Origin of the sequence: Novosphingobium resinovorum (assembly GCF_036352595.1) — a bacterium.
GTDB classification, from domain to species: Bacteria; Pseudomonadota; Alphaproteobacteria; order Sphingomonadales; family Sphingomonadaceae; genus Novosphingobium; species Novosphingobium resinovorum_B.
This window is the reverse complement of sequence record NZ_JAZFAX010000050.1, coordinates 1-23,408: the sequence shown is the minus strand read 5'-3', so window position 1 is coordinate 23,408 and position 23,408 is coordinate 1. Positions and strand designations below refer to the sequence as shown.

The 23,408-nt window shown below is 64.4% G+C and carries 18 protein-coding genes; 13 read left to right on the top strand and 5 right to left on the bottom strand.

Going from position 1 to position 23,408, the window contains the following annotated elements; all coding sequences use genetic code 11:
• Positions 1 to 142 precede the first annotated feature (142 nt).
• Positions 143 to 598 (top strand): helix-turn-helix domain-containing protein, encoded by a 456-nt coding sequence (locus tag V2S85_RS24775; RefSeq protein WP_330705462.1) that lies wholly within the window; start codon positions 143 to 145, stop codon positions 596 to 598.
• 9 nt (positions 599 to 607) lie between these two features.
• On the opposite strand, the gene V2S85_RS24770 is transcribed toward V2S85_RS24775, so the two are convergent.
• From V2S85_RS24770 to V2S85_RS24760, 3 genes are read right to left on the bottom strand one after another with little or no spacing between them, the layout of a single operon-like run.
• Positions 608 to 1,609 (bottom strand): LysR family transcriptional regulator, encoded by a 1,002-nt coding sequence (locus V2S85_RS24770; protein ID WP_330705461.1) that lies wholly within the window; start codon positions 1,607 to 1,609, stop codon positions 608 to 610.
• Positions 1,610 to 1,635: 26 nt separating this feature from the next.
• Entirely contained in the window at positions 1,636 to 2,556 is a 921-nt protein-coding gene (locus V2S85_RS24765; RefSeq protein ID WP_330705460.1) for an NAD-dependent epimerase/dehydratase family protein, read from the bottom strand.
• Between the two features lie 28 nt (positions 2,557 to 2,584).
• The gene (locus V2S85_RS24760; RefSeq protein ID WP_330705459.1) at positions 2,585 to 5,047 is read right to left on the bottom strand and encodes a TonB-dependent receptor; all 2,463 of its coding nucleotides are present in this window, start codon (positions 5,045 to 5,047) and stop codon (positions 2,585 to 2,587) included.
• A 138-nt stretch (positions 5,048 to 5,185) separates the two neighbouring features.
• Here V2S85_RS24760 and V2S85_RS24755 point away from each other — a divergent pair, with 138 nt between their 5' ends.
• Positions 5,186 to 6,325 carry an FAD-dependent monooxygenase gene (locus V2S85_RS24755; protein WP_330705458.1) on the top strand — a complete coding sequence of 380 codons (1,140 nt, stop codon included), beginning with the start codon at positions 5,186 to 5,188 and terminating at the stop codon, positions 6,323 to 6,325.
• Between the two features lie 51 nt (positions 6,326 to 6,376).
• Here V2S85_RS24755 and V2S85_RS24750 read toward each other — a convergent pair whose 3' ends face one another.
• Positions 6,377 to 7,531: a LacI family DNA-binding transcriptional regulator gene (locus tag V2S85_RS24750; protein ID WP_330705457.1), complete on the bottom strand. Its 1,155-nt coding sequence runs from the start codon at positions 7,529 to 7,531 to the stop codon at positions 6,377 to 6,379.
• Between the two features lie 36 nt (positions 7,532 to 7,567).
• Between V2S85_RS24750 and V2S85_RS24745 the strand changes: the two genes are divergently transcribed.
• The 9 genes from V2S85_RS24745 (at position 7,568) to V2S85_RS24705 (ending at position 19,464) form a co-directional block, all read left to right on the top strand.
• The gene (locus tag V2S85_RS24745; protein WP_330705456.1) at positions 7,568 to 9,838 is read left to right on the top strand and encodes a TonB-dependent receptor; all 2,271 of its coding nucleotides are present in this window, start codon (positions 7,568 to 7,570) and stop codon (positions 9,836 to 9,838) included.
• 75 nt (positions 9,839 to 9,913) lie between these two features.
• Positions 9,914 to 10,282, top strand: a complete 369-nt coding sequence (locus tag V2S85_RS24740; protein ID WP_330705455.1) for a hypothetical protein — start codon at positions 9,914 to 9,916, stop codon at positions 10,280 to 10,282.
• Positions 10,237 to 10,818, top strand: a complete 582-nt coding sequence (locus V2S85_RS24735) for a PepSY-associated TM helix domain-containing protein (RefSeq protein WP_330705463.1) — start codon at positions 10,237 to 10,239, stop codon at positions 10,816 to 10,818. Before V2S85_RS24740 ends, V2S85_RS24735 begins: the two co-directional genes overlap by 46 nt.
• A gap of 62 nt (positions 10,819 to 10,880) precedes the next feature.
• Positions 10,881 to 11,807, top strand: coding sequence for a nuclear transport factor 2 family protein (locus V2S85_RS24730; protein WP_330705454.1), 927 nt, complete (start codon positions 10,881 to 10,883; stop codon positions 11,805 to 11,807).
• A gap of 152 nt (positions 11,808 to 11,959) precedes the next feature.
• The gene (locus V2S85_RS24725) at positions 11,960 to 13,180 is read left to right on the top strand and encodes an MFS transporter (RefSeq protein WP_330705453.1); all 1,221 of its coding nucleotides are present in this window, start codon (positions 11,960 to 11,962) and stop codon (positions 13,178 to 13,180) included.
• Positions 13,173 to 13,886 carry an SDR family oxidoreductase gene (locus tag V2S85_RS24720; protein ID WP_330705452.1) on the top strand — a complete coding sequence of 238 codons (714 nt, stop codon included), beginning with the start codon at positions 13,173 to 13,175 and terminating at the stop codon, positions 13,884 to 13,886. Before V2S85_RS24725 ends, V2S85_RS24720 begins: the two co-directional genes overlap by 8 nt.
• A gap of 322 nt (positions 13,887 to 14,208) precedes the next feature.
• Positions 14,209 to 16,260: a TonB-dependent receptor gene (locus V2S85_RS24715; RefSeq protein WP_330705451.1), complete on the top strand. Its 2,052-nt coding sequence runs from the start codon at positions 14,209 to 14,211 to the stop codon at positions 16,258 to 16,260.
• A gap of 68 nt (positions 16,261 to 16,328) precedes the next feature.
• Positions 16,329 to 17,723, top strand: a complete 1,395-nt coding sequence (locus V2S85_RS24710) for a hypothetical protein (RefSeq protein WP_330705450.1) — start codon at positions 16,329 to 16,331, stop codon at positions 17,721 to 17,723.
• A gap of 25 nt (positions 17,724 to 17,748) precedes the next feature.
• Positions 17,749 to 19,464, top strand: coding sequence for a hypothetical protein (locus V2S85_RS24705; protein WP_330705449.1), 1,716 nt, complete (start codon positions 17,749 to 17,751; stop codon positions 19,462 to 19,464).
• Between the two features lie 66 nt (positions 19,465 to 19,530).
• Here the strand turns inward: V2S85_RS24705 and V2S85_RS24700 are convergent, their stop codons facing one another.
• A complete protein-coding gene (locus V2S85_RS24700; protein ID WP_330705448.1) occupies positions 19,531 to 20,547 on the bottom strand; it encodes a LacI family DNA-binding transcriptional regulator in 1,017 nt (338 codons plus the stop codon).
• A 236-nt stretch (positions 20,548 to 20,783) separates the two neighbouring features.
• Here V2S85_RS24700 and hisD point away from each other — a divergent pair, with 236 nt between their 5' ends.
• Together hisD and V2S85_RS24690 are read left to right on the top strand one after the other, a co-directional pair.
• On the top strand, positions 20,784 to 22,115 hold the full coding sequence (hisD, locus tag V2S85_RS24695; RefSeq protein WP_330705447.1) for a histidinol dehydrogenase: 1,332 nt from the start codon (positions 20,784 to 20,786) through the stop codon (positions 22,113 to 22,115).
• Between the two features lie 94 nt (positions 22,116 to 22,209).
• Positions 22,210 to 22,974 (top strand): SDR family NAD(P)-dependent oxidoreductase, encoded by a 765-nt coding sequence (locus V2S85_RS24690; RefSeq protein WP_330705446.1) that lies wholly within the window; start codon positions 22,210 to 22,212, stop codon positions 22,972 to 22,974.
• Positions 22,975 to 23,408 lie beyond the last annotated feature (434 nt).

The following is a 23,408-nucleotide window of genomic DNA, read 5'->3' as shown; positions in this document are numbered from 1 at the left end:
TTCCCGTCCAGCCGGGTGGCGTCGACAGCCATGTAATTCTCCCATGGTGGAGCCATTGGTTGACCCCGTCGCCGCTGGTCATAAAGTGCGGTGCGATGGTGAGAAGACGGCACTTTTTTGTACCCTTGCAAGGGGCGGCACGATGATGGGCCCGGACGCGGACAGCGCCCAGGATCGCCCGCAGGAGCGGCCCGAAATCGTCGCGTTGGCGGCCGATATGGCGGCGCATGGCACCGATCGGGATGCGCCAGTGCGCAGTGTGATGGGGTTGCTCGGCGATCGCTGGTCCACGCTCGTGCTGCTGGTGCTGGCCAGCGGGCCTTGCAGGCACGCGGCCCTGCGGCGGCTGCTGTCGGAGCTTTCGAGCGAAGGAGGGGTGTCGCAGCGCGTCCTTACGCTCAAGCTGCGCGCGCTGGAGCGTGATGGCTTCGTTGAGCGCACCGCGAGTTGCGACGTGCCGCCGCGCGTCAGCTATGCCCTGAGCCCACTGGGGCAGGACTTGGCGAGCAAGGCGCGTGGCATGATCGACTGGGTCAACGCCCACGAAGCCGCGATCCATGCCTCCCGCGCCGGTTTCGACGCGAGGGAGGCGGACTGACGTTCGCGCTTACTGGGCGTGGTTCATACGGTACTCGGCTTCCAGCGTGTCGCGCTCCAGCTGCGGCACGGCGAGGGGCACGACGTTGGCGGGCTTCTCGACCTTGCTGGATGCGATCGTCTGGAGCCGCTCGACGACCCAGCGCAAGGGGCGGTCGTTGGCGTTGGAGATATGCCACTGCAGCGCCTCGCGGATCGGCGGGAAGTCGAACGGGACTTCCCGGATGACCAGCGGCATCGTCCTGACCACCTGCTCGGCAAGCCGCCGATGGATCGTCGCTATGCGATTGGTGTTGATGACGAGGCCCGGTAGCGAAAGGAACGTCGGCGCTACGACTTCCACCCGGCGCTGCTGCTTCTGCCGCCGCACGAACCAGTCATCGAACGAGGGGACCCGGGCCTTGCCGAAGCGGGCGGTGACGTGGCCCAGTTCGAAATAGGCCTCGCGTGTCATCGTGCCCTGCATCGCCGGGTTCTGCTCCCAGCCGACGACGACGTAGTCGTCCTCGAACAGGATCAGGCTCGGGTGGTCGGCCGAGATCGCGTAGTCGATCGTCAGCAGAAGATCGACGTAGCCGCGCTCCAGCGTGTCGATCGGGTGATCGTTCATCGGCTGGATCTCGAAGCGCATGTTCGGCGCCTCGCGCCCGATTTCCGCGAGCGCTTCTGCCAGCAGGACTTGCGTGGAGTAATCGGAGGCCATGATCCGCACCTGCCGGTCGGAGGAGGCGGGATCGAATTCGGGTGCGATGGCGATCGTCGTGCGGATCTGTTCGAGTACCACGCGGACCGGTTCGATCAGTTCCTCCGCGCGGGCGGTGAGGATCATGTTGCGCCCCTTCACCACGAGGAGATCGTCGGCGAAGTATTCGCGCAGCCGCCCTAGCGCGCTCGAAGTCGCCGACTGCGACAGGCACAGCCTGTCGGCCGCGAGCGAGACGCTCTTTTCGGTCAGAAGCGCGTCGAGCGCCACGAGCAGGTTGAGGTCAAGTCTCCCGAAACGCATCGCCATCTCCCGCGTCCTTCATGTTGCTTCGGCTATTCCAAAGTCGCGAGGGCGCTGGCGACGAGCGTAGCAGCGTCGCCGTCATGCGCAAAGCCCGCGCATTCCGCTGCCGGGGTCGAGAGCGGGGGCTGGGCGGCGAAGGCGGCCTCCAGCGCGGCGTCGGGTGCGTACGTCACGAGCTGCGCGGACACGCCGGACTGCCGGGCCACTTCTGTGGCGAGCGCGCCCATCGTCACGCATTGCGCCGGCAGCGTCATCGCGCGCGTGGGCGGCAGCAGCGCGGTATCCAGGGTGAGTGCATGGACGAAGTTGTCGGCGCAGCGCGCGACCGATTGCGCCCAGATGGTGCCTTCGGCGGACACCGGACAAATAAAGGGCTCGCCCGCGCGCAGGGCATGGAACAAGTTCGACATGAACGCGGACTTCATGCCCGAAGGCCCCTTCGGGCGGGCCAGGATACCGGGCAGGCGCACCGTCACCCCGTCTATCAGGCCGCGATTGGAGAACATGGCGACGGCATGCTCCATCATCGCCTTGTGCCCGCCGTAGATCATCCGGGGCGACAACGGCGTCAGGTCGTCGACATGGTCCGGCAGCGGATCGCCGAACACCGCGATCGAACTGGCGTAAACGACGCGCAGCCCCGGAGACAACGCTGCGGCTTCCTCCAGCAGATCGTACATCGCATCGATATTGATACGGCGGGAGGCCGCCGGATCGGCCTCCGCCGCGCCGCCGGGGACGGTCGCCAGATGAACCAGCGCGTCGCAGCCGTCACCCAGCGCTTCGGCGCGGACGGCGACGTCGCCGAAGTCCCCGCCGACCGTGCGGGCGCCCTCGGGAATGCCGCCCGCATGGCTATCGATGCCGACGACCTCGTGCCCGGCTTCGAGGAGGCGGCGCACGAGTTGACGGCCGACGAACCCGCCTGCTCCGGTGACGAGGGCTTTCACGTAATCGATCCTTTCAGGATTAGAGAGTTCAGAAGCTGGCCGAGATGCGCAGGCCGTAAGTGCGCGGCGCGGTGTAGCGGGCGATCGCGAAGCCGATCGGCGAGGATTGCGGCGTCGCGACGCGGCGCTTGTTCTCGATGTTCTGGACGTAGATACCGACCGACAGCCCGCCGTCCGACTGGCGCAGCGCCAGCCCGGCATCGGTCAGCCAGTAGGCACGGATCTTCTCGAAATCGAGATATTCGAAGGCGCCGTACTGCGAGGACCGCCATGAGGTGTTGACGTTGCCGACGAGTTCGAAGCTGTCGCTGACCGGCACGATCTGCTCGGCGCCGAGGTTGATCGTCCACTTCGGCGAGAACAGCAGCGGCCGGCCCGAGCAGTTGAAGGCGAGGATTGGCGTCGTGCCGTCGCTCAGATAATCGCCGGTCTGGCTGGACGCGCAGTTGATGTTGTCGCGCGGGCTGGCGGTGATCAGCGTGAGCTGCTTGTACTCGGTGTCGAGATACTGGACCTTCGCCGACAGTGTCGTGTTGTGCAGGGGCTTGGCCATCAGGTCGATGTCGAAGCCCTTGATGTCGGCGCGCCCGGCATTGTCGATCGTATTGATCAGCACGCTGTCGGGCGACACGGTGAAGTAGTTGATCTGCTGATCCTTGTACTTCCAGTAGAACGCTTCGAGGTTGAGCTGGATCTTGTTGTTGAGGAAGCGGTTCTTGGAGCCCACGGTGTAGGCGGTGATGAATTCGGGCTTGTAGCTCGGGTTGCCCTCCGAAAGCTGGAAGCCGCCGGCGCGGTATCCGGTCTCGATCGAGGCATAGAGCAGTGACTGCGGCGCGACGTCGAATTCGGCGCCGGCCTTCCAGGTGACCCGGCTGTAGCTGCCCGAATCGACGACCGGGTAGTAGGTCTTGAGCACTCGTCCGGTGCCGCTAAGCAGCGGATAGACCTGATCGTTGGCGGCATCGGTGCTGCCGCTGGCGATGTAGCCGTTGGAGATCAGCCAGTTTACCGTATCGCCGGTCGAAGTGAAGTTCGGGAAGTTTGGAATGTTGCCCGGCGTCGCGCATCCGGCCGCGAAGGAGGCCGGGGGCGTCGTCGGCGGAATGCCGCCACAGAAGGCGATGAAGTTGTTGATCAGCCCGTCGATCGATTTCTTGTCGCGCGTGTAGCGCAGGCCGCCGGTGAGGCGGAACGTGTCGCTGAGGTTGGCAGTCAGCTGTCCGAACCCGGCCCAGCTTTGCGTCTTGTGCGTGTAGTGCTGGATCGGCAGCACGAACTCCTGATTGTAGACGCCGACGTTGCGGATCTTCTCGTCGAAGAAGAACCCGCCGATCACGTAGTCGAACATGCCTGCGGTGCCGGAGAGGCGGGTTTCGAGACTGACCTGGCGGTCCTGCTCGTTGGTGTATGCGGTGTTGAAGGCGGGGCCGTAGAACAGGCTCTCGGCGTCCGACTTGCGATAGGCAGGCAGGATCGTCAGCGTGCCGATGCCGGTGTCGAGCGTGACCTCGGCATTGACGCCCCAATATGTGTTGTCGCTGTACTGCTGCTCGTTCATCGCGGTCAGGAACCCGAAGCCCGGCGCGCCGAGCTGGGTCTGGCGATAGGCGTTGGCGGCATCGGTGTTCATGCCCTCCGACGAATCGAGGCCCGATGACGCGAACGTGTAGCCGTCCGCTCCCGGCGTGAACGCGCCGATGTAGCTGGCACCCGAGCCGACGCCGCCGACATGGGTATAGTCGCCGCCGAGGCGGATGCTCAGTTTGTCGGTCGGTTCGAACAGGAACTGCGCGCGAAAACCCGTGCGGTTGAGATCGTCGCTGCCGTCGCGGTTGTAGCCGTCATGGTACTGGCGCGTGGCGGCGACGCGCAGGGCTGCATTGTCGCCGATCGCGAGGTTCGCGAAGCCTTCGGCGCTGACCGCATCGTAATTACCGGCCGACAGGGTGAAGCCGCCATGGTTGGCGCCCAGTTCTGGCCGGTTGGGCAGGATGTTGACCGCGCCGCCCGTCGCGTTGCGCCCGTAGAGGATGCCTTGCGGTCCCTTGAGCACCTCCACGCGGGCGAGATCGTAGAACGCCGCACCGAAGGCGCCCGCCGCACGGCCAAGGACGACGCCGTCGTAGCTAGGGGTGACCGCTGGGTCGTTGTAGCTGGAATTGGTGACATTGCCGACGCCGCGCAGGAAGATCGAGGTATTGGAGCCGCCGCCATTGGTCACGGTCAGCGCCGGTACTGCCTTGTTGAGAGCATCCGCCTCGGTGATGCCCTTTTGGATCAGGTTGGCGCCGCCCACGGCGTCGATCGCGATGCCCGCGTTCTGCAGCGTCTCGGTGCGGCGCTGGGCGGTGACGATGATGTCGCCAAGGCCCGCATTGTCGGTTGTTTGCGCATCGGCGGCCTCTTGCGCCAAAGCGGGGGCGCCGCAGGCCAGGCCCGAAAAGGCGAGGACGACGAGACTCGAGGATGTGATGAATTGTTTGCGCATGGCGCTGCCTCCCAAATTGCGTCTGTTCTTGGGGCCGGGCTAGCCAAGCGTGCAGGTTTGGTCACACCGATTGTATGGATGCTGAGCCATCTACACTTCGGATTTGTGCGGCAGCGCGGTCTCGTTAGGTCTTGCGGCATGACCAGGGAGAGCATCAGCAGCATCGCCACGGCGCTTGTCGTGGGCGGAGGGATCGGCGGCATGGCGACGGCCATCAGCCTTGCGGAGCGCGGCGTCAGGGTGGACCTGATCGACCTCGATCCGGAATGGCGGGTCTACGGCGCCGGCATAACCATCACCGGGCCGACCTTGCGCGCCTATCGGCGCCTTGGCCTGCTCGACGAGATCAAGCAGGCCGGGGCGATCACCAACAAGACCCGGCTGTTCCGTTTCGACGGCACGCACCTCCATGACCTGGAAGAGCCGGTCATCGAGGAAGGGCTTCCCGCGACCGGCGGCATCATGCGCCCGGTACTGCACCAGATCATGCAGAACCGCGTCCGTGCGCTGGAGATCCCGGTTCGGCTCGGCCTGACGGTGACGGCGCTGGACGAGGCCGAGGGCGGCGTCGATGCGACGCTGTCGGATGGCAGCACGGGCCGTTACGATCTTGTCGTCGGCGCAGACAGCGTGGCCTCCGGCATCCGCGATCTGGCATTTCCGCACATGGGGCCGCCGCAACCGACGGGGCAGGGGTGCTGGCGCATCTCGATCCGCAAGCCGCCGGGGCTCGATGCGGGCGAATTCTTCCTCGGCCACGACAATCCCTGCGGTATCACGCCGTGCAGTCCCGACAACGTCTACATGTGGATGCTGACCCGGCATGAAGAGCGTGAAAGCTTCATGGACGACGAGGAACTGTTCACGACGCTGAAGGGCCTCCTCGCCGACTTCGGTGGCAATGCCGCCTGGATTCGGGACAACATGACGCGCGACAACTGGATCAACTACCGCCCGCTCGCCGCGGCGCTGCAGCCTCGCCCCTGGGGCAACGGGCGGGTAGTGCTGGTGGGCGACGCGGTTCACGCGACGACCCCGCATCTAGCTTCCGGCGCCGGCATGGCTGTGGAGAGCGGACTGGTGCTGGCGGAAGAACTGGCAAAGGCAGATACCGTCGATGCTGCGCTGGCTGCCTATGAGGATCGCCGGTTCGAGCGTTGCCGCGACGTCATCGAAAGCAGCGTCGGGATCGGACGGCTGCAACTGGAGCATCGCCCGCCTGAAGAGCACAAGGCCTTGCTCGAAGGCGCGCTGATGCGGCTCAACGAACCGTTCTGAAGGGAGCAATCACTGAGCCACCGTCCTTCCGGGCGGTGGCGCTTTGCAGGCTTAGCCTCGCCAGACCCGCTCGCCGCTCTCGAGTGTCAGGATACCGGGTGCGATGCGGGCGCTGCCGCGCACGATGAGTTCGCCGGGAAAGGTCTGTGTCCCTTCGAGCGCGGGCCGCCCGGCGATGGCCTGCAGCAGCGCGGAGCAACCCGCGTCGACCATGTGATTGACAGGCTGCGCCAGCGTCGTCAGGGAAAACACCGGCCAGCGCGCGATCGCCACGTTGTCGAACCCGACCAGCGATACGTCCTGCCCGGGAACCAGGCCGCGCTCGCGCAGTGCATGAAGCGCGCCGAGCGCCATGTGATCGTTGACGCAGAACAGCGCGTCGGGCGCAGTTGCCTCGTCCAGCAGGGCGTGAGTTGCGGCGATGGCCCCCTCGAACGTGTATTTGCCAGAACGGACCTTTGGCGGCGGCAGCGCTGCGGCGTGCAGTGCCTGACGGAAGCTGGCGAGCCGGGTGATGCTGGCCGAACTCTGGGTAACCCCCGTGATCACACCGAAGCGCTCGTGTCCGGCTGCGACAAGATAGCGTGCGACGAGCGCGGCGCCCGCGCTTTCGTCAGCAGAAATCCCCGGTGTCGCGCCGCTGGGGTCGATGTTGTTGAACATCAGAACGGGGACGTTCGCTTCCCGGCACTCTGCCGCGACCCGGCTGGCAAGGCTAGACGAGGCGAGAATCACGCCGTCTAGGCCGTACCCTAGCAGTTCGTCCAGCATCGGGTCGAGGTCCGCCTCGCCATGAGTGACGAACAACAGCAGCCGGTAGCCAGACTGTGCGAAACGGTCGGAGAACTTCTCGATCACCTCAGGATAATACTGGTTGTCGAGGTGGGTGACGGCGATGCCGATCATGCGCGAACGCTGCGTCGTCAGCGAGCGGGCGGTGTTGCTCGGCCTGTACTTGAGCCGCTGCGCCGCGTCGAGAATGCGCAGGCGCGCCTCCTCCGACACCAGCCCGCCGGTGAAGGCACGGGACACGGCCGATTTCGAGACACCCGCCAGCCGGGCAACATCCGATCCAGTAGCGCGCGCCTTCAAAGTCCTGTCCCCCTTGGCACCTCCATCGCATGCCTCGGCGCTCGCGATGCAACCGAAAAATGGATAGGAAGAGTTCGAGCGTTTCAATTGGACGAATGCGTGCGGCTCGCCCACGTTCCGCGCCAATATAAATGTGGGGAGAAGGATCTGATGGCGCGCAGCACTTTTTTTGGCGCATCGGTGGGAGCGGTTGCAGTGATGGTGGCAACGCTGCCCGGAGCGGCGTTCGGGCAAGCCACGGACGAGGAAAACAGCGGACGGATCAACGAGATCATCGTGACCGCCCAAAAGCGCGAGCAAACTATCCAGGATACGCCGCTGTCGGTTTCAGCGGTGAGCGGTGACGAAATCCAGCGCAAGGCGCAGGGCTCGCTCGATGCCGTGCTCAAGAATGTCGCCGGTGTCGAGGTGCAGGGGCTGGCGCAGGGCGCGCAGATCTACATTCGCGGCGTCGGTTCCTCGATCGATCCGACTTTCGCTGACCCGGCCATCGCGCTGATGGTGGACGGAGCCTACAACGGCCGCACGGAGTCGGTGCAGAGCGCATCCTATGACATCTCGCGCGTCGAGGTGCTGCGCGGGCCGCAAGGCACGCTCTACGGTCGCAATGCCTCGGGCGGCATCGTCAACGTGATCACCCGCGATCCCTCGCTGACGGAAGGCCTGAGCGGATACTGGACCGCGCAGTTCGGCAACTACGATCACGTGCGGGGCGAAGGCGCGATCAACGTGCCGGTAAGCGACGCGGTCGCATTGCGCGTCGCCGGCTACCGGGAAAAGCGCGACGGCTTCGTGGACGACGGGTCGTACGATTCCGACAGCTGGGGCCTGCGCGGCAAGTTACTGGTGGAGCCTACCGACTGGCTGCGCATAGTGCTCAAGGGTGACGTCTATCGCGCTCGCGGCAAGGGGGCCAACACGGTTCCAGTCGCCGGTTCCGCAGGCAACCTGACATTCCCGCCGCCGTACTTCTTCACCAACTTCGACCCGTCGATCACCGATGGCCCGCCGTTCACCGGCGGGGTGCCGATCCAGCGCTTCCCCAACGGCTGGGTGCAGGCCGATCCGGGCAACGCCTGGTCGAACGACGCAGAGCACGTACCCGGCTATATCCGGCGCAAGGCGGAGACGTTCTCCGCCCAGTTCGACGCCGATCTCGGACCGGCCACGCTTACCCTGCTGCCAAGCTACTCGCGTTCGGCCAATACGCTCGTCAGCAGCTTCCTGTTCGGCTCGGTGCTGCCCTTCGTCGGCCCGACTTATATGATCGAGGGCAACGACAACTATTCCGACCAGACCACGGGCGCGACCTACAAGTCGATCGAAGTGCGGCTGGCTTCCAACGGCAAGGGGCCGCTGCAGTACGTTCTGGGCTTCTACTACCTGAAGTCCGATCCCAACGACTATGTGCTGGAAACCACCGGCGCGACCAATGACGGGCAGGCCTATACCCTCTCGAATGCCTTCCAGCCGGGGGACACGATCGCGGGCTTCGGGCAGGTTACCTATGCGCTGACCGACGCGCTGCGGGTCACCGGCGGACTACGCGTCAGCCAGGACAAGATCGCGCAGGGCTATTCCATCGCGGTTGGCGGGGCGGATGCGGGCACCTACGATTTCGCGCAAAAGCAAAGCTCGACGCAGTACAAGGTGGGCGTGGAGTACGATCTGGCCGAGAAGTCGCTGGTCTACGCGCACTATTCGACCGGCTTCAAGCAGGGCGGCATCTCACCGACATTTCCTCCGATCGCCTTCAAGCCGGAAACGCTCAAGGCGATTGAGATCGGCGTGAAGAACACGCTTTTCGATGACCGGGTTCTCTTCAATGCTGCGGTGTTCCACTATGATTACAAGAACTACCAGTTTAGCGTCTTCGAGGAACTGAACATCGCCGATCGTGCGGAGACGGCGACGTTCTCGGTGATCCACAATGCCGGTCCGACCAAGATCAAGGGCGCCGAGGCATCACTGGAACTGGCGCCCTGGAAACATGGCCGCCTCACCGCGTCGGTCACGTATCTCGATGCCAGGTATGGCGACACGGTGTTGCCGAACAGCCCGTTCGTGAACCAGGGCGAGGTGAACCTGAAGGGCGCGCAATTGCAGAATTCGCCTGCCTGGTCGGGCAATATCGGCTTCGAGCAGGGCATTGCGATCGGTGACGGCATGCTGACCGTCGGCGTGAACTCTCATCTCTCCACTGGGTACTACGTTACGCCGGAGCAGTACCTGCCGGGCGCCTATCAGAAGGGCTACACCCGCACCGATGCCAGTCTGCGCTACGAGGTCGACGGCTTCACGATCAGCGCCAACGTCAGGAACATCGAGGATAAGGCTCAGACCACTTACGTCTTCCCGGCCTACCGCCGCTTCGTCACGGCGCCGCGAACGGCCGTCCTTTCGGTCGGCTACAAATTCTGAACACCGGCGAACCGGCCGGAAGCAACAAGGGAGAGGATTGCCGTGAACAGCACCCGGTTTTTCATCATGATCGGCATGGCCGCGCTGGCGGCCTGCGGGCAGCAACACACCATGGCCGAAGCATCGGCAACTTCCGGCGAGGCTGACGCCGCCCCGCCGATGCAGGGCGATGCTTCGCACAATCCTGACATGACCGAACTGGCCCGGCAGGTCGATGCCGACCATGACGGCCGGATGACCGAAACCGAGTGGAAGGCACAGGGCCTGCCTGAAACTTCCTTCAAGGGCTTCGAGAAGGGGCGCGGCTATGTCACGCTCGAGGACTATCAGAAGAACCCCGCCCCTCCCGGCATCGACATCGATGGCGACGGAAAGCTGACCATCGCCGAGTTCCGCGAATTCGATCGCCAAATGGCGGCGAAGATGAAAGACGCGGCGAAATGATCGTCATGCGGCGCTGGCACCGCTGGCTTGCCTTGCCGGCCGGCGTCTTTCTCTTTCTCGTCGCGCTGACCGGGGTGCTGCTGCACCTTGACATGATGCGGCTGGGGCAACACCCGCCGGGCCACGAGCCGAGCCGCCCGGTGCCGGTGCAGCCGATGCCTTCGGATGCGGAGCTGTCACGGATGATCGCGCGCATCGCCGATGCGGCGCGGCATCAACCGGAGCTGGGCGCCAGGAACCTGCAGGTCGATCTGTCCGGTAATCGGATCACGCTGATCGCCGGGACCGGAGGGCCACCGGGCAGCCCGCAGATCAAGCTCGATGCCCTGACCGGCAGGGTGGTCCTCGATCCTCCACGTCCCGCGGATTTCCATTACATCCTGCAGGATCTGCACGCCGGCTACTTTTTCGGCTGGACCGGGCGGATACTGAGCGTGCTGTCCGGGCTGTCGCTGATCGTCCTGTCCGTCACCGGACTGCAGATGTGGTGGGACATGCGCCGACGCCGCAGGAAATCTGCTCTTTTCTGGAAATGAGTCACAACCCCGATCACCCATGCGCGCAGGGGACGCGCCGAGAACAATTGAAAGGATTGGATATGAAGGCCCGTTATCTGCTGGCGGTCGGAACTGCCGCCGCTTTGTCGCTGACCACCGCCGCGCTTTCCGCCGAGACCGAGCCGCGCATGGACTTCGCGCCGCTCAAGTCCGATGCCGAAGTCGCCAAGGGCCGCCCCGAGCTGTCGCCCGGGCAGCGGGCTGCGGACACGATCGCCATCCAGAACCTCATGAGCCGTCACGAGTTCATGCATGCCGCAGGCCGCAACCTCGAGGAACTGGACAACTACTGGGTGCGCCGCGACGGCAAGTTTGCCGCCACCGCGACGTTCGGCAGCCCGGCCTGGGTCATGTACGGCCTCGACACGATCCGCAACGCGTATGGCCTCAACAGCCAGAAGGATGCGCAGACGGCCCAGGGCAAGCTGGCCGCCATCGATCCCAAGGTGACCACCGATCCCAAGTTCTTCGGAGCCGGCGCGGAATGGGTCATGCACACTTCGACGACACCGGTGATCGAGATTTCCGGTGACGGCAAGACGGCGCAGGGCGCATGGTATTCGCCGGGTACGGGCGTGATGCCGGTCTATGAGAACGGCAAGATCCACCTTCAGGCGATGCTGTTCTTCGAGAAGTACGGCGGCGATTTCGTGAAGGAAAACGGCGTCTGGAAGATCTGGCACCTGCAGATGGCCTACGACTTCGTGCCCAATCTGCCGGAATCGATGCTGGAGCAGGCCAATGCGCAGCTGGGCGATCTGGCGCTGGGTCGTCCGCTAAAGGCGCTTGGCGGCGAGGCGGGTGAGCGGGCCGGCTTCCCTGAGGGCTTCCGCAAGCCGCTCTACAGCTATCCGGCGTATAGCCCGCAGCGCGTCGCGGTCATCTGGCCCAACCTGCCGCGCCCCTATTACACCTTCAGCGAGACCTACAACAACTGCAACTGCGAACAGCAGGTGCCGCAGTTCTGAACTGGCGGGGCGCGGGGGTTCCCGCCCGGTCGATAGTTGCCTTGCGGCAATATCGATTGGACTTGTTCCCGCCGCGCCCCTCCATTTCCAGTGCGGACCCGCGCGGGTCCGATGAGTATCAGCGCGGGCTATGACTGGCGAAAGGGAGAAGAATGTCTCGACACCATGAGGCCGGGTTCATGACCGGCATATCGCTGCTGCTGCCGATCACGCTCACGACGATGGCGGTGGTGCTGCTCACCCCGATCATCCCGAACCTGATGGCGCAGTTCGAAGGCGTGCCCAACCACGAATACTGGGTGCCGATGATCCTGACGTTCCCCTCGCTCTGCGTGGCGCTGCTGTGCCCGTTTGCGGGGATGCTGGGGGACTACTTCGGCCGTCGTCGCCTGCTGCTGGCCTCGTTCCTGCTCTATGCGGTGGTGGGCGTGGCGCCGGTGTTCCTGAGCGACCTGACGCACATCCTCATCTCGCGCGTCGGCGTGGGCATTGCCGAGGCGCTGATCTACGTCCTCTCGACGACGATGATCGCCGACTATTACAAGGGCGCCTCGCGCGACAAGTGGCTGGCGGCGCAGACCGCGTTCGCCTCGATGTCGGCGCTGCTGTTCTTCAACCTTGGCGGGATCATGGGCGAAAGCGGCTGGCGCACGCCGTTCTGGGCCTATGCCTCGGCGCTGGCCATGTTCGCGCTGGTCTGGAAGTTCACCTGGGAGCCGGCTGGCGAAACCCGTCCTGACGACGAGGCGAACCATGCGCCGCACAACAGTTCGTGGGCCGGTTTTCCTTGGGCGACGATGGCGATGATCGTAGCCATCACTGTCTACGGCTCGGTGTTCTTCTACACCGTGCAGATCCAGGCGCCGAGCGGCCTTGCCGAACTGGGCCTGACGAGCCCGGCCGAGCGCGGCTTCCTCACCTCGATCGCATCGATCGGCGTGCCGCTGGGGACGTTCATCTACTCGCGCATTGGTTCGAAGTGGCCGGTCGGTCGCCTCCTGCTGGTCGAATTCGCGCTGCTGTCATTCGGCTTCATGCTGATGGCCCAGGCGGGCACGGTCGTGGGCTTCCTGGCCGGATGCTTCGTCAACCAGATCGGCGCGGGCCTGCTGCTGCCGACGCTGCTGGTGTGGTCGATGTCGATCCTGTCGTTCGAGATCCGCGGGCGCGGCACCGGCTTCTGGCAGTCGGCTTTCGCCTTTGGCCAGTTCCTCTCGCCGGTTGTCGTCACGTTCGCGGGGCAGAAGACGGGTGGATTGCTGGGCGCCTTCATGGTGCTGTCCATCGCCGCGTTGGGCGGTGTGGTCATCGCCTTGATCGCTTCGCGCCGCAACGGTGCAGGGCCGGACCGGCGGGCGGTGGCTCATGGGTGATCGCCTTAAAGGCCGCGTCGCCGTCGTGACCGGCGCGGCCAACGGCATCGGCGCGGGCTGCGCGCGCATCTTCCGGCAGGAAGGCGCGACCGTCATCGGCATCGATCGCGAAGGGGCGGACTACGCTTGCGATCTCACCGACGAGGCGGCCACGCAGGCGCTGTTCCGCCGGATCGGAGAGGAACATGGCCGCATCGACGTTCTGCTCAACGCCGCCGCTTTCGCGGTCTTCGCATGGATCGAGGATCTGAGCTACGCCGACTGGAAGCGCACGCTGACGGGTGAACTCGACATTGTGTTCCTTCCCACGCGCGCGGCCTGGCCCTGGCTGAAGGCGAGCGGGTCGGCGAGCATTGTCAATTTCGCTTCGGCCAATGCGCGCCATGCGCTGGAGGGGTCTCCGGCCCTGGCGCATTGCGCCGGCAAGGGCGGGGTGCAGGCGATGACGCGCCAGCTGGCGATGGAGGGCGCGCCGCACGGCATCCGTGCGAACACGATCGCGCCCGGCTTCATCCTCACCGCCGCGACTCGTCGGCATATCGAATCCGATCCGGGTTTCGAGCGTCAGGTGCTCGTCAAGAACATGCTCAAGCGTCTTGGCGAGCCGGAGGACATCGCCTGGTGCGCGACATGGCTCGCCAGCGGCGAGGCGTGCTACGTGACCGGCGCGGACATAGCGGTGGATGCCGGCGCGACCGCCTGGTGAAGTGAATGCACAGGTTCCCCGCAGCGGGAACAGCAGGGGCCGGGCGGCCCTGGTGGGGCGTCTGTTCTTGGCCTCCACCGCCAGCGTCGCCCGGTCCCTGTTCGGCTGTTCCAGGTAGGCGCGCAGGGGCTTTCTGATCCGGCTGGCTCGATAGGTTCGCTCCCGATTATTCGATTTGTTCTGCGCCGTGCTCCCGTCCTAGCCTCCTGCGTAACGAAGCCGCCACAAGGCGGTAAACATGGAGGGGAAGATGGGGAGCAGGCGCATCGCGCTTTTGCTGACGACGGTTTTTTGCGCGCATCCGGCCTATGCTCAGGATGCGATGGATGACCGGAAGGCACCGTCGGCGAACATACCTGAAATCATCGTCACGGCCGACAAGTTCGCCAAATCGATTCAGGATACGCCGATCGCCGTCAGTGTCGTCCAGGGCGACCGGATCGCCGAGAACGGATCGACGAAGATCGACGACGTGCTCAAGAACGAGGCGGCGGTGACGGTGCAGGGCGCGGCGCGCGGCTTCATCGTGTCCATCCGTGGCCTTGGCCTGTCGTTGCCGCCGCAGATGGGGCAGGGCGCGGTATCCACCAACTATGACGGTGCCTATTCGAGCCGCGCCGAGAACGGCTCGGTCGGCTTCTACGACCTTGCCCGCGTCGAAGTGCTGCGCGGCCCGCAAAGTACGCTTTACGGCCGCAACTCGGTGGGCGGCGTCGTCAACGTCATCTCCAAGGACCCGCAGATCGGCGTGACCGAGGGATACCTGTCGGGTGAGGTCGGCAATTATTCGCTGTTCCACGGCGAAGGTGCGATCAACGTGCCGCTGGGCAAGACGCTGGCGCTGCGCGCGGCCGGGGCGGGCATCACCCGCGACGGCTACATGTCGAACGGGCATGACGACAACAAATCCTATGCGGGCCGCGCGAAGCTGCTGTGGGAGCCTGGTGACGCGGTGCGCGTCATGCTCGGTGTCGAGCATACCGCATTGCGCGGACAGGGGCCGGGCGCGGTGCCGATCGCCAACATTCTTGCGGGCAATCGCGACACGACGGACGTGTCGGTCGGCTTCCAGCGGATAAACTACTGGAAGTACTGGGCCGACATCTCTGCGGACATCGGCCCGGGCACCCTGCGCCTGATCCCCTCGTACCAGCGGACGTCCGGGGTATCGCTCGGCGCATTCGGCGGCTCGCTCGGCTATGCCTTCGACCCCAAGCTGACCCGGCAGGAACAGGTCGAGGTCCGCTATTCCTCGCAGGCCGGATCGCCGGTGGAATGGAACCTCGGGTTCTATCACTACAAGAACCACAACGTGCAGCAGACGATCTCTGGCGCCTGTCAGGATACCGAGGGGAATTACGTGATCCCCGCGCCCGGCTATAATTCGGTGCCCGATGGCCTGCCTCCCGGCCCCGCTCCGGCAGGAGGCTGCATCGCGGCCGATCTTGCACCGGCAGAATCCTACGAGGCCGAAATCCGCAATTCGCAGACCGACGGCCTCTTCGGGCAAGTCACGATCCCGCTTGGCAGCCGTCTGCGCGCGATCGCGGGCCTGCGCTATACCTGGGAGAAGATCACCGGGGCCAACGACGACAGCACCGATTTCACCGGGCCGATCGCGACTCTCAAGGACAAGCACTTCGACTACCGCCTCGGTCTGGAAGCGGACATCGCCAGCACGACCAAGGCCTACGCAACCGTTGCCAGTGGCTATCGCCAGGGTGGCTACGGCTTCGGCCTCGTACCGTTCGAACCGGAGAAGATGACCTCCTACGAAGTCGGTCTGAAGAACCGCTTCGCGGGTGGCAACATGCAGCTGAACCTCACCGGGTTCTATTATGACTACAAGAGCTTCCAACTGACCATCGCCAACTTCGCGGTCAGTCCCGCGCAGCTCTATGTGCCGACTATGCCCGCGCGGGAATATGGCGTGGAAGCGGAGACGCAGATCGCCGTGGGTTCTCGTGGGCGCTTCAACGGCTCGGTTACCTGGCTGGACTCCCGGCTCGATGGCATCGACGGCTTCTATGTTGGCCTACCGTTCCCGAACAGCCCGACCTGGTCGGTCAAGATGGGCTACGAGCAGGGCTTCGACCTTGGCGGTGTGGTGCTCACTCCGCGCGGCGACCTGCGCTTCGCGTCGAGTTCGATCGTCTACCCCGAAGACCACGCAATCAACGACCGCGATCCATCCGCGCAGAACGACTGGGTCTCGAGCGACATTTCGATCAGGGCCGAGTTCGGCGGGGCCTTCTCGCTCGTCGCCTACGTCAAGAACGTCAACGATGCGATGATCAAGCAGTCACACTTCTTCGGCTACGCCCAGCTTGCCGCTCCGCGCACTTACGGAATGACTGCCACGTATCGCTTTTGATCCCCGTGCACACGGCCGCGCGTCCAGCGCCGAGCCGTGTGCTGCCCTGCCATGCTCGGGAGAAATCCATGCCCTCGAAGTGCCTCAAGTATGCGGCTTGTCTTGCCGTCTCGATCCCGGCGATCGCTGCCGCCCAGCCTGCCCCGCCTCCGGGCGGTCCGCCCGGTGGGATGCCCGCGATGCCGTCGATGGCGGAGACGAAGTATGATGCGATCGTCGAGGTCGTCGACGGCCGCCTCGTCCCGTCCACCGTTGCCGTTCAGTTGGCTTCCCTTTCCGGATTCGCCGCGAAGGGCTTGCGGATCCTTTCCAGCAAGGAAGGCGTCAATGCGCTGATCGTACGCGGCCCGGCCAGCGATTTCACACTGACCGATCCCGCGATCGTGCTTTCCGGGGCCGGGACCAACGATTTCCTCGGCACCGGAGCGGGTATCCTCGTGCGGAACAAGGCCAGGTTCACGCTTCGCGGCGGCAGCGTCGAAACGTCCGCGCGGATTTCGCCCGCACTAGTCGCGGCAGAATGGGCAACGGTGAAGGTTCACGATGCCCGTCTTGTCGCGAACGGTGGTCCGCTGCCACCAGGTTACGTGCCGCGAATCGGGCCGGGGATGATGGAGCCGCCCGCGCCGCTCGGCCTCCAGGGCACGGCGCGCACGGTGCTGGCGATGAGCAATTCGCGTACATACCTCTACAATACGCGGATCGAGGCGAAGGGTTGGGGCGCACTTTCCACCGACGCCACCGGCGGCGATCTCTACCTTGAGGCGAACGACTGCACGGTGTTGGTCACTGGCAAGGGCTATGGTGCCTATGCCGATTTCGGCGCCCATGTCGTCCTCAATCGCACCAGCGTGGACGTGGGGAGTGATCTCGGGATTATCGCGGGCAAGGCCCGGATCGATCTCAATGCCGTCAGGGGGAAGGCCGGACGCAGCGGGGTGATGATTCATTCGGTCATGGCCTTCGATCCGGCCGAGACAGCCGACCTTACCGTCACCGACAGCACGATCGAGACGCAGGGGCCGGTCCTGCTGGTCAAGAGCGCCAATGCGAACATCACCGTCACCGGAGGCGCGCTGAAGAGCGCATCGGGCGTGCTCATGGACGTGCGACGCAACGACGATCCCAATGCGACGAAGACCGGCGGCAAGCCTGTCCCCGGTGTGACCCTCACGCTGAGGAGCGGGAAGCTTACCGGCGATGTCCTCGACAGCGATCCCGATCGCGCGACGACGCTGGTCCTCGACGGTGCGAGCCTGGAGGGCTCGTTGCGAGACGTGGTGCTGAAGGCGGATGCGACCGGACATTGGCGTGCGCGGAGCGACAGCACTGTCTCCCTCGCGCCCGGGACACCGCTTTCGGCCATCGACGCGCCCGCCGGGGTGACCGTCACCGTCACCGGCGGCACGGACCGTCGCAGCACGGTTCTGCCGAGCGGCGGAAAACTGACTTTCTCCCGATGATCCTTTGCACTGAGGAGCGAATCCGATGAAATTTCCCGCCTTGTTGTTGCTCGCCTGCACCGCGCTTTCCGCGCCTGCGTGGGCGCAGGATGCTTCCGGCATCATCTCTGGAACACAGACGTCCAGCACTCTCGATATTGCTTCGGGCGCATTGCCGAAGGCACCCGACGGCAAGCTGCTCACGCTTACGGTCGATGGCGTGGAGACCCCGCTTGCACCCGGTCGCTATCGTGGCGACGTCGCGCTGACCGTGACGGATGACATTCCAGTGCAGTATTACGAATTGCCCCTGCATCACTTCCGCACGGCCCTTTACGTCGAGCACGGCGCGCCGGTCTGGTCGAAATCGGTCAGGGCGGCGCTCGGGGGCGGTACGGTCGCGGCAGGGCGCGCGGAGAACATCCTGATCCGTTCGGTGGGGGAGAGGTTCAACGGTGTGCTGGTCACGGGCACGGGAAACTATGTACTCGACCGTCCGGTTATCGACATGGTCGGCAATGGTGGCAACGATTTCGCAGGGTTCGGCGCGGCGATCATGGCCACGGGGAAGGCCCAGCTCACGCTCGATCGGCCAGTCATTCGCACGCGCGGTGCGATCCGCACCGCGCTGTTTGTCGGCGGCGACGCGGTGGTCCATGTCAATGGTGCCGAGATCGAGACGTTCAACGGCACCCTTCCGGCCGATTACAAGTTCACAGTCGATGTCGGCCGCATGATGGAAGTGCCCTGGATGCTCGGGCTGGCGGGCAACGTTCGGTCGAGCAATCTTGTCGATCGCGGTACGCTCTACATCACGGATTCGCACATACGCTCCGAAGGCTGGGGCGCTCTGTCGACAGACGACAACCAGCATGTGCGCATGTTCGTCAAGAACTCGCTGATCGAGCTGACCGATGGCGGCTACGGCACCTATTCCATCGGCGATTCCGTCAACGTGTTCGCGAATTCGATCATCCGCTCGCCCGACATCGGCGGCATCATGGCGGCGCAGGGGTCGCTGACACTGACCGACCGCACGCTGGTAGAGGCCGGTACATACGGAGTGATGATGCACTCGGGTGCCGGTGGCGGCACGCTGACCATCGACAAGGGTACGCAACTACGGGCGGGGCGCGCGGCGATCGAGGTCAAGGGTATCGGCACGACCATCAAGGTCGATGGCGCGACCATCACCAGCGGCAATCGCGTGATCCTTCAGGCCATGGAGAATGACGATCCCTTCCTCCAGGCTCTGATGCGCGGCGAGATTCCGGAGGGGATGGGAGCGCCTCCTCCGGGTATGGGGGCAGACGGCGGCGCCGCTGACAAGAAGGGGCCAACACCGAACCCTGCCGTTGTCGCGACATTCAGCAATGTCGATCTCGAAGGCGACTTCTGGAATGGCCGAATGGCGCAGGGCGGCATGGAACTGACGTTCGAGAATGCGCGGGTAAGCGGCAGGATCTCTACCTCGACCACCGCCCCTGCCTCGGGCAAGACCCCCGTCCGCGCAACCTATCGCGAGATCGGTGACGTCACCAACACCGCAGTTCCGGCAAGCAAGCCGAACGCCATGGTCGTCCGGCTGGGTGGGGCAACGCGATGGACGGTTACGGGGACCAGCTATCTCAGCAGTCTGACGATTGCGCCCGGTGCGAGCATCGAAGGGAGCGCCGGGGCAGTCGTCCTGACCGTCAACGGCAGGCAGCGTCCGATCCGGCCCGGCACTTACACCGGGCGCGTGACGCTGTCCGTGCAATAGTCCCGAACTCCGCTTCGCGTGGCGATCCGGCGAGCAACCTCTGGCCGGTCGCCGTGTGTTGCATGCTTACCCGACTTTGACTGGCCGCGTGCTGCCGCGCACCACGAGGGCGCCCTCCGCGATGATCTGTTCGTGGCTGTCGAGCTCGGCCCTGAGCGCCTGGATCAGGCGCAACGTTTCGGCGACCATGAACGGCGCGGGTTGGGAGTAGCTCGTCAGCGCGAAACCCGGCCACGCGGCCATGGGCACGTCGTCGAAGCCGGCGATGGAGATGTCCCGCCCCACGTCGAGCCCGAATTCGTGGCGTGCGACGGTGATCGCGGGAAGGGCCATCGTATCGTTGGCGCAGAAGATCGCGTCGGGCGGATCGACCCGATGGAGCAGCCGCCGCGTGGCCGCCATGCTTTCCTCGGCAGTGTAGTGACCGCATTCGACCAGCGGCGTGTCGGCGCCGCGCTCGGCAAGGAGGTCGAAGAAGCCCGCCTGCCGCTCAGCGCTGGTCGAGGATTCCGGTGTCCCGGCAATGAAGGCCAGCCGCTGGTGGCCTCCTGCCAGCAAGTGCGCCGCGATTGTGCGAGCGCCGCGCAGGTTGTCTCCCACCACGAAGGATGCATCGCTCGCAGTGGTTCGCCTATTGTAGTGGATCACCGGAACCTGCGCGCGGCGGCACTGTTCGGCCAGTCGCGACGAGGGGCTTACCGACAGCAGCACCAGTGCATCGAGGCGGTAATGAAGGACGTCGTGGATCGATGGCTCAGGCGTTTCGGCTTGCCGTGCCGGAAACAGCATCATCTGCAGCCCGGCGCCATCAAGCGCGGCGGACAGCAGTTGCAGCGTCTGGACGAAGAACGGGTTGGCCAGGTCGCCGACACCGATGCCGATGATGTTCGAGCGTCCGTGCATCAGCGAGCGTGCGAGTGGATTCGGCCGGTAGCCTAGCTTCTCGGCAGCGGCGACGATCCGCTGGCGCGTCGGTGCCGCGATACTCGCCCCCGGCGTGAAAGCGCGCGAGACCGCCGACTGCGATACGCCCGCTTCTCGAGCGACGTCGAAGGCGGTCACGGCTTCCTTGGGGCTGGGCATGGGACCTGCTTAGGCGTGGGGCATGGCCTTGGTCAACGTCGCTTCGTTGTCCGGTTGATACGGATAAGGATCGATATGGTGCATATATATGCATCTTTTAAATTCAGATATACAGATAATGCAATCGTTCATTGAGAAATTGAAATGCAAATTATGACTATGTATGCAATCGGTTCCGGGGCTTGATGAGTCCCATGGTTAGCGGGGGAAGAGACCCTCGGACGGGAGTTGAACGAATGGCGATCTATCTTAAGCACGGTGCGACTGCACAGGCCAAGGCCGATGCCGACCGCAAGGTCCGTGACATTGTCGAGGCGGCGCTGGCCGACATCGAGGCGCGTGGCGACGTGGCCGTGCGCGAGATGAGCAACAAGTTCGACGGATGGGATCGTGAAGACTACCGCCTGAGCCAGGCAGAGATCGATGCCTGTGTCGAATCGCTCGCTCCGCAAGAACGCAGGGACATCGAGTTCGCGCAGGCCCAGGTCCGCAACTTCGCGCAAATACAGCGCGACAGCATGAAGGACGTCGAGGTCGAGACCCTGCCCGGCGTCGTGCTTGGCCACAAGAACCTGCCGCTGAACTCGGCGGGCTGTTACGTGCCGGGCGGCAAGTACCCGCTGTTGGCCAGTGCGCACATGTCGGTCATCACCGCGAAAGTTGCAGGCGTGAAGCGTGTCATCACCTGCGCGCCGCCGTTCCAGGGCAAGCCTGCACGCGCGATCGTTGCCGCGCAGGCGATGGCGGGCGCTGACGCGATCTATGCGCTGGGTGGCATCCAGGCGGTTGGCGCGATGGCGCTGGGTACAGGGACGATCGACCCGGTCGATATCCTCGTCGGCCCGGGCAATGCCTTCGTGGCCGAAGCCAAGCGCCAGCTCTATGGCCGCGTCGGCATCGATCTCTTCGCCGGCCCGACCGAGACCCTCGTGATCGCCGACGAGATCGGTTGCGATGGCGAAATGGCGGCGACCGACCTGCTCGGCCAAGCCGAACATGGCCCCGACAGCCCGGCGGTGCTCATCACCAATTCCGAGAAGCTGGCGCGCGAAACGATGCAGTGGGTCGAGCGGCTTCTGGAGATCCTGCCCACCGCCGATTACGCGCGCAAGGCGTGGGAGACTTTCGGCGAAGTTATCGTCTGCGAAAGCTACGAGGAAATGGTGCGCGTCGCCGACGAGATCGCATCGGAGCACGTCCAGGTCATGACTGCCGATCCGGACTATTTCCTCGACAACATGACCAATTACGGAGCACTGTTCCTAGGCAATCGCACAAATGTCAGCTTCGGGGACAAGGTGATCGGCACCAATCACACGCTGCCGACGAAGAAGGCGGCACGCTATACAGGTGGTCTGTGGGTGGGCAAGTTCATCAAGACCTGCACGTACCAGCGCGTAACCACCGACGAGGCGTCAGCACTTATCGGCGAGTATTGCAGCCGCCTTTGCGCACTTGAGGGCTTCGCCGGGCATGGTGAGCAGGCTAACATCCGCGTACGCCGCTTTGGCGGGCGCAACGTGCCGTATGCCGGGCAGGCCGAGCCGACGCCTGAAACGGCAGCCTGAACAGGCAAGAACGGGGTGGACAGGGCGGCGTGGGCCGTCTCTGTTCGCCTTGCGTGCTGTAAACGCGCTGATTTCAAGATTAAAGGACGATGCGATGACCCTGCCCAAGACTCCCAGCCTGCGCCTTGATGGGCGCCGTGCCGTCGTCACGGGGGCGGGCAGGGGTATCGGCCTCGCCGCCGCGGCGGCGCTGGCGGAGGCCGGGGCGGAAGTCACCCTCGTTGCTCGTACCGGGGCTGAGATCGAGGCGGCAGCGGCCGAGATCGTGGAGCAGGGAGGCAAGGCGTTTGCCGCTACGCTTGACGTCTCCGACCTCGATGCTGTGGCGGCTTTCTTCGAAGGGCGCGAAGCATTCCACATACTCGTCAACAATGCCGGCACCAATCGCCCCAAGCCGCTCTGGGATGTGACCGAGGATGATTACGACGCGGTGCTCGACCTCAACGTGAAGAGTGCCTTCTTCGTAGCGCAGGCCTGTGCCCGACGGTTGATTGCGGCAGCCGAGGGCGGAAGCCTGATCCATATGGGCTCGCAGATGGGCCACGTTGGCGGGCCGAACCGCTCGCTCTACTGCGCCAGCAAGTGGGCAATGGAAGGCATGAGCAAGGCTATGGCGCTGGACCTTGCTGGCCAGGGGATCCGTTCCAACACGATCGCGCCGACTTTCATCGAGACACCGCTGACCCGCCCGTTTTTTGAGGATGCGGCGTTCAAGGCCAGCGTCCTTGCCAAGATCAAGTTGGGGCGTCTTGGCGCCGTCGAGGACTTAATGGGCGCGGTCCTGTTCCTCGCCTCCGATGCCTCGGCTCTGATGACGGGAACCAGTCTGGTGGTTGATGGAGGTTGGACTGCAGACTGAGGCCAAAGCCGGACTGTACAGAGCATTCATATTAAAATGTTCAATTGATGTCTGCATCGGTAGTTGCGAGCCCCCGCAACCATTGAAACCGACATTCGGGAGTTTTGTCGGTCTCGGTTAGATCGCCCTCCCGCAACCACAGAAACCGACATTCCGGACACCCCTGGCGCACTAGCGCCGGGGGTGATGTCGTTTTTGGCAGATTCGCGCGATTCCAGCCATTTGAGGATCGTGCCGAACTCGCCATGAAGCATTGCGTTAACCTCACCGCGCTTGGCACCGGGAGTCAGAACCACACGTTCAATGAGAGCTGGAGACCCGCAAAAACCGGTAGCGTTTGGACGGCTATAATGATTCATTGAGGGCGCGCGATCACGGAGGCCAGCTATGGATCCCAAGTCCCTGTTCAGTTTGAGCGATCACCTTGAGGCATT